Origin of the sequence: Kaistia sp. MMO-174 (assembly GCF_037147815.1) — a bacterium.
Taxonomy (GTDB): domain Bacteria; phylum Pseudomonadota; class Alphaproteobacteria; order Rhizobiales; family Kaistiaceae; genus Kaistia; species Kaistia nematophila.
In genome coordinates this window covers 448,116-460,720 of record NZ_JBBCUO010000006.1, presented here as the reverse complement: position 1 = coordinate 460,720, position 12,605 = coordinate 448,116, and the positions used below count along the sequence as shown (strand labels likewise).

Sequence of the window (12,605 nt, the reverse complement as noted above, 5' to 3'; positions counted from 1 at the left end):
CTATTCATGGACGCCCTTACCGGACTCGTCGATCGCCGCCGGACCTTCGCCATCATCTCGCACCCCGACGCGGGCAAGACGACGCTGACCGAAAAGCTGCTCTTGATGGGCGGCGCGATCCAGCTCGCCGGCGAGGTCAAGGGCAAGCGCGACCGCCGCCAGACCCGCTCGGACTGGATGGGCATCGAGCGCGAGCGCGGCATCTCGGTCGTCACCTCGGTGATGACGTTCGAATATGGCGACAGGATCTTCAACCTGCTCGACACGCCGGGCCATGAAGATTTCTCGGAAGACACCTACCGCACGCTGACCGCCGTCGATTCCGCCGTCATGGTGATCGACGCCGCCAAGGGCATCGAAGACCGCACGCGCAAGCTGTTCGAGGTCTGCCGCCTGCGCGACATCCCGATCGTCACCTTCATCAACAAGCTCGACCGCGAGACCCGCGACCCGTTCGACCTGCTCGACGAGATCGAGAAGGTGCTGGCGCTCGACACCGTGCCGATGACCTGGCCGATCGGCCGCGGCCGCGAATTCGCCGGCACCTACGACATCGTCGCCCGCACGGTCCGCCGCATCGACACCGACAATGCCGTGATCCCGGTCTCGGGCCCGAACGATCCGCAGATCGACGGCCTGACGACGCCGGAAGCCGTCGCTCTCTTCCGCGAGGAGATGGAACTGATCGAGGGTGCCGGCAACGGCTTCGACATGGACAGCTTCCGCCAGGGCCATCTGACGCCGGTCTATTTCGGCTCCGCTCTACGAAATTTCGGCGTGCACGACCTGATCGACGCCATGGCCGCCTTCGCGCCCTCGCCCCGCCCGCAGCAGGCCGAGGGCCGCACCGTCGAACCGACCGAGCCGAAGATGTCGGGCTTCGTGTTCAAGATCCAGGCGAACATGGATCCGAACCATCGCGACCGCATCGCCTTCCTGCGCGTCTGCTCCGGCAAGCTGCAGCGCGGCATGAAGGCCAAGCTGGTGCGCACCGGCAAGCCGATCCCGCTGTCGAGCCCGCAGTTCTTCTTCGCGCAGGACCGCCTGCTCGCCGACGAAGCTTTCGCCGGCGATGTCGTCGGCATCCCGAACCACGGCACGCTCCGCATCGGCGACACGCTGACCGAAGGCGAGAACCTCGTCTTCCGCGGCGTGCCGAGCTTCGCCCCGGAGATCATGCGGCGCATCCGCCTGCAGGATCCGATGAAGGCGAAGAAGCTGAAGGAAGCCCTGCAGCAGATGGCCGAGGAAGGCGTCGTGCAGGTGTTCATCCCGCATGACGGATCGCCCGCGATCATCGGCGTCGTCGGCGCCCTGCAGCTCGACGTGCTGAAGGAGCGCATGCAGGTCGAATACGGCCTGCCGATCGACTTCGAGCATTCGCGCTTCTCTGTCTGCCGCTGGGTGACCTCGACCGACAAGGTCGCGCTCGAAACCTTCGTCGACCGCTACCGCTCGTCCATGGCCTCCGATCTCGACGGCGCCCCCGTCTTCATGGCGCCCTCGGCCTTCGAGCTGCGCTACGATCTCGACCGCTCGCCGGCGATCGTCGCCAGCGAGATCAAGGACTACCAGCGCGAAAAGGCCGCCTGAGCCGGGCTCGCGACCGCCAGCCCTGAATCGCCCGATGGCGCTGGGCTGGCCGCATGACGCGATCCGGCGCAATCTGTCTCCCGCGAAATCGAACGCGCGGGAGGACGGCCATGGCGGTCGACACGGCGAAGCTGAAGCAGATCTTCCTGGCGCTGCCCGAGGTGCGCGAGGGTATTACCCACGGCACGCTTTCCTTCTATCTCGGCAAGACCTTCTTCGGCCGGATGCAGGAGGATGGAACCACCTTCGCGCTGAAGATGGACTTCGACGATCGCGACATGCTGATCGCGATGGAGCCGGAGATCTTCTTCACCAACGATCATTTCAGCGGCTATGCCTATGTGCTGGTGCGCCTGCCGGCGATCGACGCCGAGCGGCTTTCACCGCTGGTCGAGAAATCCTGGCGCCAGACCGCGCCGAAACGGCTGGTCCAGGCCTTCAACGCCGACGGATAGCACGCCGGCAATCGGGGATTGCATTTCGACATTGCAATTCGTCATGGAATCGGCGGATTGCGGTGGTCAACATCCGTTCGATCGATTCCGGGCCGCGCAATCGCGGTCCCGACATTCACGGCCCCCGGCCACTCCCCCCTCGGAGGTACCCATGCGAAAAGCTGGCCTGCAGCTCGCGACATTCCTCGCTTTGGCCCTTTCGGCCGCCCCCGCCCTCGCCGCTTCCTGCAACGACGCATCCGGCTTCCCCGCCTGGCTCGACGGTTTCCGCAAGGAAGCCGCCCAGAACGGCATTTCGGCTAAGGCGATCGGCGCGCTCGACGGACTGGCCTACGCGCCCGACGTCATCGCCAAGGATCGCGCGCAGAACGTCTTCTCGCAGAGCTTCCTCGAATTCTCCGACCGCATGGTCGCCAAGTACCGGCTGCAGAAGGGCGCGCAGCTGATCAAGCAGAACGCCAAGCTGTTCGACCGGATCGAGAAGGACTACGGCGTGCCGGCCGCGGTCCTCGTCGGCTTCTGGGGCCTCGAGACCGATTTCGGCGCCAATCTCGGCAACATGCCGACGCTGCGCTCGCTGGCGACGCTGGCCTATGACTGCCGCCGTCCGCAGCTCTTCCACGACCAGCTGATGGCGGCGCTGACGGTGATCGACCGCGGCGACCTGACGGCGGCCGAGATGAAGGGCCCTTGGGCCGGCGAACTCGGCCAGGTGCAGTTCCTGGCGACGCATTACCGCGATTTCGCCGTCGACTATGACGGCGACGGCCGCCGCGACCTGATCAAGAGCGTGCCCGACGTCCTCGCCTCCGCCGCCAACCTGCTCGTGCACGAGGGCTGGCAGCGCGACCAGCCCTGGCTGACCGAGGTGCGGCTGCCGGAGAACCTCGACTGGTCGCAGGCCGACCTGCAGATCCAGCATCCGGTCTCGACCTGGAAGAAGATGGGCGTCACCGTCGCGCCGGGCTCGAAGCTTCCGGACACCGACTACAAGGCTTCGCTGCTGCTGCCGATGGGCCGCAACGGTCCGGCTTTCCTCGCCTACCAGAACTACCGGGTCTATCTCGAATGGAACCAGTCGTTCATCTATGCGACGACGGCCGCCTACTTCGCGACGAGGCTCGCCGGCGCGCCGCAGGTCGGCCGCGGCACCGATGCCAAGCAGCTCCCCTACAAGGAAGTCATCGAGCTGCAGCGGCTGCTCGCCAAGCGCGGCCATGACGTCGGCAAGGTCGACGGCATGATCGGCGCCGGCACCCGCGCGGCAGTCAAGGCGATGCAGATCGACCTCGGCATGCCGGCCGATTCCTATCCCGACGCCGCGCTGCTGCAGCGCCTGCGCGCCGGCACCTGACAACGATCGGCCGGGCGGCGACGCCCGGCCGCCTCCCGAGGCCGATGGCCGCAAGCATCGGATTCGTCGATGCTTTCCGCCGGCGAGGCTTCCAGACCGCCCGGCGGTTGCACTTCCAAGCATTGCGCGATCCGAGGGAAGATAATCCGGCATCGCCCGCAAGCTTGGACCCTCATTCCTTCGATCGATCCGCCCCTTCCCCTATCCTGACCGCATCCTGAACTGACAGAGAGCCGTCATGTCCCGTCTGATCATTCCCGGCTGGCAGGGATCCGGTGCCGGCCACTGGCAGCGCCGCTGGCTGGATGTCGACGCCGATGCGCGCATCGTCGAGCAGGACGACTGGCATTCCCCGAAGCTGGAGGCCTGGCTTTCCCGCCTCGACGCCGCCATCCGCCGGACCCGGCAGCCGATCCTGGTGGCCCACAGCCTCGGCGCCGTGCTCGTCGCGGCCTATGCCAAGCGCTATCCGCGCAACAACATCGCCGGCGCGCTGCTGGTGGCGCCGGCCGACGTCGACAGTCTCGCCCCCGACCATCCGCTGGCCGATTTCGGCGACGTGCCGCTGTCGCGCCTGCCATTCCCTTCGATCCTGGCGCTGAGCCGCAACGACCCGTACATCTCGGTCGAACGCGGCCGGCTGTTCGCGGCGCGCTGGGGCTCCGAGCTGGTCGATCTCGGCCATGCCGGCCACGTCAACCCGGAGAGCGGGCACGGCCATTGGCCGGCGGGGTTCCGGCTCGCCTCGCAGCTGGGCCGCCAGCCGATCCGCGCCGCCGCCTGATTTCCGCAACGCCATTACCCGACCGCAGAGAGCCGAGCTGATTCGGCTGCCTGCGCGCCCGCTCGCGCGGCCGATCCGGTCATCCTGCCCGGTTTCGCGAAGCGCCGGATATCAAAATGACGTCGCGGCCGGCGCGCGAATCCTATCGCGCCGGCCGCGATTGCAGCCGTTCGATGGCGGTCAAGGCCGGCGCGTTGCGTCATAATGGATAGGCACTTATACTAATTTCGGGCTCCCGTTGAGCCCGCGCGCCGCCAGGCGCGCATTGGCGTGGTCGGCCTTCTTGGCTCAATCGCAAACTCGGCGCCGCCTTCCCCCCGGGCCGCGACGCCCCATACCGAGGTGAAAAATGGCCAGCTCGAGAGCTCCGCTAGGCATAGGCGGTTGGTTGCTCGTCCTCTTTGGAATCATCGTCGCGCTCATCGGACTCGGGCTCGCCGTTCCCGGCGTGCAGCTGATCCTGCTCGGCGGCTCCTGGTACTACGCGCTGGCCGGCATCGGCCTCTTCATCGTCGGCATTCTCTATGTCCTGCGCCGCCCCGTCGCGGCGTGGCTCTACATCGTCATCCTGCTCGCCACGCTGGCCTGGGCGCTCTGGGAGGTCGGACTCGATTTCTGGCCACTGGTTCCGCGCCTGGTCGCCCCGGCCGTGCTCGCCGTGATCGCACTTTTGCTGGTGCCGGCCTTCCCGGCCCGCAAGAGCAGCTCGGCCCCGGCGCTGCTCGGCGCGCTGGCGCTGATCGTCGCGCTCGGCGCGACCACCTTCTACGCCTTCCTGCCGCATGGCGTCGTCCGCAACGACGTCACCTCGGCCACCTCGACGCCGGCGGTTCCGCCGGCGGCGATGAGCGCCACAGAATGGCGCCACTATGGCCGCACGCCGCACGGCACGCGCTATGCACCGATCGACCAGATCAACCGCGACAACGTCAGGGATCTGAAGGTCGCCTGGACCTTCCAGACCGGCGATCCGGCCGTCTCGGGCTCGGAAGACCAGAACACGCCGCTGCAGATCGGCGACACGCTCTACACCTGCTCGCCACACAACATCGTCCACGCGCTGAACGCCGAGACCGGTGAAGTGCGCTGGAAATTCGACCCGCAGGCGAAGTCGCCGGTCTGGCAGCGTTGCCGCGGCGTCAGCTATTATGAGCCGACGGCCGTCGCCGCAGTAGAGGCTCCGGCCCCCGCCCCGGCCGCGACCGAAGCCACCCCGGCGCCGGCGGACGGCACCGAGACAGCGGCAGCTCCCGCAGCCGAAGCGCCCACCGCGCCGGCGCCTGCCCCCGTCGCCGACAATTGCGGCGCCCGCATCGTCATGACGACGATCGACGCCCGCCTGATCCAGCTCGACGCCAAGACCGGCGAGCCCTGCGCCAGCTTCGGCAACAACGGCACCGTCGACCTCAAGAACGGCATGGGCGACGTCAAGGCCGGCTTCTACTTCCAGACCTCGGCCCCGACCGTCATGCGCGACCTGATCCTGGTCGGCGGCTGGGTCTGGGACAATGTCGAGACCGGCGAGCCCTCGGGCGCCGTGCGCGCCTTCAACGCCCGCACCGGCGAACTCGCCTGGGCCTGGGATCTGGGCAACCCGTCGATCACCGGCGCCCCGCCGGCCGGCGAGAGCTATACGCGCGGCACGCCGAACGTCTGGTCGACGCCGAGCTATGACGAGGCGCTCGGCCTGGTCTACCTGCCGACCGGCAACGCCACGCCCGACTTCTTCGGCGCGCACCGCTCCAAGGCGGCGGAGGAATACACGGCCTCGGTCGTCGCCCTCGACATGGCGACCGGCCGCGAGCGCTGGAAGTTCCAGACCGTGCACCACGACCTCTGGGACTATGACGTTCCCTCGCAGCCGGCGCTCTACGACCTGCCGGACGGCAAGGGCGGCACCACCCCGGCGCTGGTCCAGGTCACCAAGCGCGGCCAGATCTTCCTGCTCGACCGGCGCGACGGCAAGCCGATCGCCGAGGTGCAGGAGAAGCCGGTGCCGCAGACCGGCGGCGTAAAGGAGGACTTCCTCTCCCCGACCCAGCCCTATTCGGTCGGCATGCCCTCGATCGGCACCGAGCCCTTCACCGAGGCGCGGATGTGGGGCGCGACGCCGCTCGACCAGCTCTTCTGCCGCATCGCCTTCAAGAAGATGCGCTACGAGGGCGAGTTCACCCCGCCCGGCACCACCCGCTCGCTGATCTTCCCGGGCTACTATGGCGGCATGAACTGGGGCAGCGCCTCGATCGACGAGGCGAACGGCCTGCTCGTCGTCAACGACATCCGCATGCCGCAGTTCGTCGAGCTGCTGCAGCGCGAGGTCGCCGACAATTACGGTCCGTCGGCGGCGCATGACGGCCTCGGCACGCAGAAGGGCACGCCCTATGGCGCGCTGAAGAACGGCTTCATGTCGCCCCTCGGCGTTCCCTGCCACCAGCCGCCCTATGGCACGATCACCGGCATCGACTTGAACACCCGCCAGGTCGCCTGGCAGGTCCCGGCCGGCACGCTGGAGGATACCGGCCCGCTCGGCATGAAGACCCGCCTGCCGATCCCGATCGGCATGCCCTCGCTCGGCGGCCCGACGACGACGGCCGGCGGCCTCGTCTTCTACGCCGGCACGCAGGACTATTACCTGCGCGCGCTCGACAGCAAGACCGGCCAGGAGCTCTGGAAGGCCCGCCTGCCGGTCGGAGCCCAGGCGACGCCGATGACCTATGTGTCGCCCGAGAGCGGCCGCCAGTTCGTCGTCATCTCGGCCGGCGGCGCCCGCCAGTCGCCGGATCGCGGCGACTACATCGTCGCCTACGCCCTGCCGAAGGCGAATTGAGCCGCCACAAGAGGCGAACCAGACCCGAGGGAGGCCGCACCAGCGGCCTCCCTTTTTCTTTGCCCGCGTGCCGCCGGCTTTCCGCTGGGTGAGCCCATGACCGCGCGACACGGAAAACGCGCAACGAACGACCACGACCTAGTTCAAAATTAAAAACGACTTCCTTTATCGCCTAAGCCGTCATTGCCTAGTCTGAAGGCAAGGTCGGATGATCGACCGCCGCGGCGATTTCAGGATCGGCTTGCCCCGCGCCAACAACGGCTAAGCCCCAAGGGAGACGCGTCATGACAACCCGGCCCTGTTGACCGACCCCACGGTCGAGGTCGCCTGAGGGCGACGCCGCGCCCGCCGCGGCATCATTGCAGCATTCCAGCTTCTCCCGCGCTCCCGTTCCGCGAACGGCTGTCTGCGCGATCATTTCAGGACAGAACCATGTCACGCATCACCCGCCGCACCTTCGTCGCCACCGCCGCCGCGATCGGCCTGACCTTCGCCGCCGGCGCCACCGCCCGCGCCGACGAGACCAAGCTCACCATCGGCTACCAGACCGTCGTCGAGCCCTCCAAGGTCCCGCAGGCCGACGGCCTGTATGAAAAGGCCGCCAACGCCAAAATCGACTGGAAGAAGTTCGATTCCGGAGCCGACGTGATCGCCGCCATCGCTTCCGGCGCCGTCGACATCGGCTATGTCGGCTCCAGCCCGCTCGCCGCCGCCGCCAGCCGCGAACTGCCGATCGAGACGATCTTCGTCGTCGGCCTGATCGGCGAATCCGAGGCGCTGGTCGTGCGCGACGGCGCCAAGATCAGCGAACCGAAGGACCTCGTCGGCAAGAAGATCGCCGTGCCCTTCGTCTCGACGACCCATTACAGCCTGCTCGCCGCGCTGAAGCACTGGAACATCGATCCGAAGTCGGTCGAGATCCTGAACCTGCGGCCGCCGGAGATCGCCGCCGCCTGGGAGCGCGGCGACATCGACGCGGCCTATGTCTGGGATCCGGCGCTCGGCAAGATCAAGGAAAACGGCAAGGTCCTGACCGACTCGGCCCAGGTCGCGACCTTCGGCGCGCCGACCTTCGATGCCTGGATCGTCCGTAAGAAATTCGCCGACGCCCATCCGGAAGCGGTCAAGGCCTTCGTCAAGACGACGGGCCAGGCCTATGCCGACTTCCGCGCCAAGCCGGAAGCCTGGGACGCCAAGTCCGAACAGGCCGCCAAGATCGCCCGTCTGACCGGCGCCAAGGTCGAGGAAGTCCCGGCCCTGCTGAAGGGCTACCACTTCCCGCTTCTGGAAGAGCAGGCCTCCAACGCGCTGCTCGGCGGCGGCACGGTGAAGGCGATCGCCGACGCCTCGGCCTTCCTCAAGGAGCAGGGCAAGATCCCGGCCGTGCTCCCGGACTATAGCGGCTACGTCACCACCAAGTTCGTGACCGAGGCGCAAGCTTCCAACTGAGGTCGTCGCGGCGGCCGTCGGCGGCCGGCCCATGCCGCGACTACACCCGGCCCGTTCCGCGCCCCTCTGTCGCGGAACGGGCCAAACCGTTTTCGGGGGGACGTCCCTTCTGCCGTCCTCTCAGCATGCACGAGGCCGACCCACGAGTTCGCCGTCATCCCGGGCTTCGGGGATGACGGCGTTGCCAGACCATCGAACGATCGCCAAGAGCGGCACGGAAGGAATTCGCCCATGCCCCATCTCGCGCTGGAAAACGTCTCGCTTCGCTATGACGGCGGCGCGCCCGTGCTTTCGAACGTCTCGCTCGACATTGCGTCCGGAGAGTTCGTCGTCATCGTCGGGCGCTCGGGCTGCGGCAAGACCTCGCTGCTCAACCTGGCGGCCGGGTTCCTGACGCCCGATGCCGGCCGCGTGCTGGTCGATGGCCGGGAGGTCGCCGGCCCTGGCGCCGAGCGCGCCGTCGTCTTCCAGAACGACGCGCTGTTCCCGTGGCTCACGACGGCGGAAAACGTCGCCTTCGCCGCCAGGCTCGCCGGCATCGGCCCGGCCGAACGGCGGCAGCAGGCCGACCGGCTGCTGGACGTCGTCGGCCTCGCCGGTCTCGGCGACCGGCCGATCTGGCAGCTTTCCGGCGGCCAGCGCCAGCGCGTCGGCCTCGCTCGGGCGCTCGCGGCCGACCCCGCCTTCCTGCTGATGGACGAGCCGCTCGGCGCGCTCGACGCCATGACCCGCGAAGGCATGCAGGACTTGCTGCTCTCCGCCTGGGACGCGAGCGGCGCCGGCACGCTGCTGATCACCCATGGCGTCGAGGAAGCGCTCTACCTCGCGACCCGCATCATCGTCATGGCGCCCGGCCCCGGCCGCATCATCCGCCGCCTCGACGTCGATTTCGGCCGCCGTCGTCTTGCCGGCGAAAGCGCCCGCTCGATCAAGGCGAGTCCCGCCTTCGTCGCGGCGCGCGAGGACCTGCTCGACAGCATCTTTGAGAGGGAAGCGGCATGAGCCTCGAACTCGCCGAAACGGTCCTCGCGCCGGCGCGAAGCGCCGAGTCCGAAGCCTCCCGGCCGCCGGCGCCGCGAAAACGCCCGGTCGTCGCCCTCACGGCGGCCGCGACGCTGGTCACGCTGCTGCTGGCCTGGACGGTCGCCGCCCATTTCCAGCTGGTCTCGGCGCTGTTCCTGCCGTCGCCGCTCGCGGTCGGCAAGGCGTTCCTGACCGTCGCACGCGACGGCTTCGTCGACGCGACACTCTGGCAGCACCTTTCCGCCAGCCTCGCCCGCGTCTTCGCGGCCCTCGTCGGCGCGACGGCGATCGCCGTGCCGATCGGCTTCGCCATCGGCGCGAGCCGCATCGGCCGCGGCATCTTCGATCCGATCATCGAATTCCTGCGCCCGATCCCGCCGCTCGCCTACCTGCCGCTGGTCATCATCTGGTTCGGCATCGGCGAGCCGTCGAAGATCCTGATCATCGGCGTCGCCATGCTGGCACCGATCGTCATCTCGACGGCGGCGGGCGTGAAGGGCGTCGATCCCGACCGGCTGAACGCCGCCCGCTCGCTCGGCGCGACACGCGGCCAGTTGCTCCGCCATGTCGTGCTGCCGAGCGCCCTGCCCTCGATCCTGACCGGCATCCGCATCGCGCTCGGCGCGGGTTGGTCGACGCTGGTTGCGGCCGAACTGGTCGCCGCCTCGCGCGGCCTCGGCTTCATGATCCAGTCCGCGGCGCAGTTCCTGGTCACGGACGTGGTCCTGATGGGCATCCTCGTCATCGCCGCCGTCGCCTTCGCGCTGGAGGCGACGCTGCGCTGGATCGAGCGCCGCCTGGTGCCCTGGGCCGGCAAGGCCTGAGCGCCCGTTCAAGGAGGCTTAATCCCTCCCTCCCTAGACTGCCGGGAAAGAGCGGGCGTGGGGAATGGATCGTTGCAAAGCAGGCTAGGAGCAGCGCTTCGGCTCGTCGGGCTGGCGGCGGCCATCGCGGTGTCGGGCTGTTCGGCAATCGACAGCACGCCGATCAACCAGACCAGCCCAGTTGCCGGCAAGCCGTCGCCGGATGCCATGCCCGACCCGACCGATGACGGCAGCACAATCGTCGCGCTCGCCTTTTCAGGCGGCGGCACGCGCGCGGCCGCCTTCGCCTATGGCGCGCTTCTCGAACTCGACACGCTGATCATCGACGACCACCCGCGCGAGCGCAGCCTGGTCGACGACGTGCGCTCCGTCGCCGGCACTTCGGGCGGCGCCGTCATGGCGGCCTATCTCGGCTACAAGGGCAAGGACGAGTTCGTCGATTTCCGCGAACGCTTCCTCGAGCAGAACGCCGAGGCCTATATGCGGACGTCGCCCAACCCCGCCAATCTCATGACCGCCGCCATGCAGGGCGGCGCCAACGACCGTAGCAGCTTCGGCCGCTGGCTCGACGAAAGGCTGTTCGACGGCAAGACCTATGCCGCCTTCGAGAAGCCGGACCGGCCGATCGTCTGGATCACGGCGTCGGACATCTACAACAAGACGCCCTTCCTCTTTACCCAGGACACATTCTCGGCCCTCTGCAGCGACCTCGACCAGATCAAGATCGCCGATGCCGTCGCGGCCTCGGCCGCCGTGCCGGTCGTCTTCGCGCCCGTCGTGCTCAACACGCCGACCAAGGGGGAATGCAACTACCGGAGGCCGGCCTGGCTGCAGAAGGCGCTCGAATCCGACAATCCCTCGATCCGCCTGCAGGCCTATGCGCGGGCGCTCGATTCCTACCAGTCAAAGGACGAGCTCAAATATGTCCGCCTGCTGGATGGCGGGCTGACGGACAATCTCGGCGTCAGCGGCCTGTCGCTGGAGCGGGCCGCCGCCGCCACGCCCTATGCGCCGCTCTCGGCGCATCAGGCCGTCCGCCTGCACAACTTCCTGTTCATCGTCACCGACGCCGGCGTCGACGGGCAATATGACTGGGGCGCCTCGCCGAAGAACCCGCATCTCGGCAAGATCCTGCGCTCGGTCGCCGATACGACGATCGCCGCCTCGACCGGACACGGCTTCGATGCCGTCGACCTGACGCTGAACGAATGGCAACAGCAGTTGATCCGCTATCGCTGCGGCCTCTCCACGGCACAGGTCCTGCGCTATCGAGGCACGCTCGTCGGCTGGAACTGCCGCGATGTCGTCGTCACCACCGAGCATCTGACTTTCCGCGACGCCGACCCGTCGCTCTACCGGCGACTGAACGACATTCCGACCCGGCTGCGCCTCGACAAGGCGCAGGTGGAGCTCGTGATCGCCGCCGGGCGCGAGGCCGTGCAGCGCAACCCCAACATCCAGAAGGTCGCGCGCGAGGCCCGCCAACGCTCGCGGATCTTCGACGCGATCGGCCCGCAGGCGCGGAACTGACGCCCGCGGCGGCGGCCACCTTGTGAGGGGCGTCATAGTCCACGTCGTCTCCCCTCGATAGGAATGCGGGCAGCTGCGCCTCGGACAGGCCCTTCGCAATCGCCACCCTGAAGCGCTATCAACGATCGACGCCAGTTTGACGCGGGCGGGATTCGAAAATCGCAGCGCGGCCACAGAGCGGTCACGCGGCCAAGCCGAGGGAGAAGACCTTGACCACATGGATCGTCCTGGCCGTGATCGTGGCGGCCGCCTTCTATGCCGTCAGCCTCTACAACAACCTCGTCGCCAAGCGGAACCTCGCCCATGAGGGCTGGAGCGGCATCGACGTGCAGCTGAAGCGCCGCGCCGACCTGATCCCCAACCTGGTCGAGACGGTGAAGGGCTATGCCGCGCACGAAAAGGGCATCTTCGAGGATGTCGCCGCCAAGCGCGCCGCGAGCATGAACGCCGGCGACGTCAAGAGCCAGGCGGCGGCCGACCAGGCGCTTTCCGGCGCGCTCGGCCGGCTGATCGCCATTTCCGAGGCCTATCCGGACCTGAAGGCCGACGCCAATTTCCGCGAGTTGCAGGCGCAACTCGCCAACATCGAGGACGAGATGCAGATGGCGCGCCGCTACTACAACGGCACGGTGCGCGACCTGAACACCGCGATCCAGACCTTCCCGAGCGTGCTGGTCGCCAACATGTTCGGCTTCGGTCCCGAGGCGTTCTACGAAATCGAGGACCGCGCCGCCGCGCAGATACCGCCCAAGGTCTCGTTCTGAGG

10 protein-coding genes are annotated in these 12,605 nt (G+C 68.0%); all 10 read left to right on the top strand.

What is annotated here, in order from left to right; all coding sequences use genetic code 11:
• Positions 1–6 precede the first annotated feature (6 nt).
• The 10 genes from WFK98_RS23150 to WFK98_RS23105 all read left to right on the top strand — a co-directional run bounded on the left by WFK98_RS23150 (position 7) and on the right by WFK98_RS23105 (position 12,603).
• Positions 7–1,593 (top strand): peptide chain release factor 3, encoded by a 1,587-nt coding sequence (locus tag WFK98_RS23150; RefSeq protein ID WP_266341201.1) that lies wholly within the window; start codon positions 7–9, stop codon positions 1,591–1,593.
• 110 nt (positions 1,594–1,703) lie between these two features.
• On the top strand, positions 1,704–2,048 hold the full coding sequence (locus tag WFK98_RS23145; protein ID WP_266341202.1) for an MmcQ/YjbR family DNA-binding protein: 345 nt from the start codon (positions 1,704–1,706) through the stop codon (positions 2,046–2,048).
• Between the two features lie 151 nt (positions 2,049–2,199).
• Positions 2,200–3,402 carry a lytic murein transglycosylase gene (locus tag WFK98_RS23140; RefSeq protein WP_336801945.1) on the top strand — a complete coding sequence of 401 codons (1,203 nt, stop codon included), beginning with the start codon at positions 2,200–2,202 and terminating at the stop codon, positions 3,400–3,402.
• 238 nt (positions 3,403–3,640) lie between these two features.
• Positions 3,641–4,186: an RBBP9/YdeN family alpha/beta hydrolase gene (locus WFK98_RS23135; protein ID WP_266341204.1), complete on the top strand. Its 546-nt coding sequence runs from the start codon at positions 3,641–3,643 to the stop codon at positions 4,184–4,186.
• Positions 4,187–4,535: 349 nt separating this feature from the next.
• A complete protein-coding gene (locus WFK98_RS23130; protein WP_442907471.1) occupies positions 4,536–7,013 on the top strand; it encodes a membrane-bound PQQ-dependent dehydrogenase, glucose/quinate/shikimate family in 2,478 nt (825 codons plus the stop codon).
• 432 nt (positions 7,014–7,445) lie between these two features.
• Positions 7,446–8,462, top strand: coding sequence for a taurine ABC transporter substrate-binding protein (tauA, locus tag WFK98_RS23125; protein ID WP_336801943.1), 1,017 nt, complete (start codon positions 7,446–7,448; stop codon positions 8,460–8,462).
• A gap of 231 nt (positions 8,463–8,693) precedes the next feature.
• Positions 8,694–9,464, top strand: coding sequence for a taurine ABC transporter ATP-binding protein (locus WFK98_RS23120; protein WP_266341207.1), 771 nt, complete (start codon positions 8,694–8,696; stop codon positions 9,462–9,464).
• Entirely contained in the window at positions 9,461–10,309 is an 849-nt protein-coding gene (locus tag WFK98_RS23115) for an ABC transporter permease subunit (RefSeq protein ID WP_336801942.1), read from the top strand. The genes WFK98_RS23120 and WFK98_RS23115 overlap by 4 nt, the downstream gene beginning before the upstream one ends.
• A gap of 72 nt (positions 10,310–10,381) precedes the next feature.
• On the top strand, positions 10,382–11,839 hold the full coding sequence (locus tag WFK98_RS23110) for a patatin-like phospholipase family protein (RefSeq protein WP_266341209.1): 1,458 nt from the start codon (positions 10,382–10,384) through the stop codon (positions 11,837–11,839).
• Positions 11,840–12,048: 209 nt separating this feature from the next.
• Positions 12,049–12,603, top strand: coding sequence for a LemA family protein (locus WFK98_RS23105; RefSeq protein WP_336801941.1), 555 nt, complete (start codon positions 12,049–12,051; stop codon positions 12,601–12,603).
• Positions 12,604–12,605 lie beyond the last annotated feature (2 nt).

Excerpts from the sequence above, each read along its gene's own strand:
- WFK98_RS23150 (WP_266341201.1), top strand. The coding sequence starts at position 7 with ATGGACGCCCTTACCGGACTCGTCGATCGCCGCCGGACCTTCGCCATC.
- WFK98_RS23145 (WP_266341202.1), top strand. The coding sequence starts at position 1,704 with ATGGCGGTCGACACGGCGAAGCTGAAGCAGATCTTCCTGGCGCTGCCC.
- WFK98_RS23140 (WP_336801945.1), top strand. The coding sequence starts at position 2,200 with ATGCGAAAAGCTGGCCTGCAGCTCGCGACATTCCTCGCTTTGGCCCTT.
- WFK98_RS23135 (WP_266341204.1), top strand. The coding sequence starts at position 3,641 with ATGTCCCGTCTGATCATTCCCGGCTGGCAGGGATCCGGTGCCGGCCAC.
- WFK98_RS23130 (WP_442907471.1), top strand. The coding sequence starts at position 4,536 with ATGGCCAGCTCGAGAGCTCCGCTAGGCATAGGCGGTTGGTTGCTCGTC.
- tauA (WP_336801943.1), top strand. The coding sequence starts at position 7,446 with ATGTCACGCATCACCCGCCGCACCTTCGTCGCCACCGCCGCCGCGATC.
- WFK98_RS23120 (WP_266341207.1), top strand. The coding sequence starts at position 8,694 with ATGCCCCATCTCGCGCTGGAAAACGTCTCGCTTCGCTATGACGGCGGC.
- WFK98_RS23115 (WP_336801942.1), top strand. The coding sequence starts at position 9,461 with ATGAGCCTCGAACTCGCCGAAACGGTCCTCGCGCCGGCGCGAAGCGCC.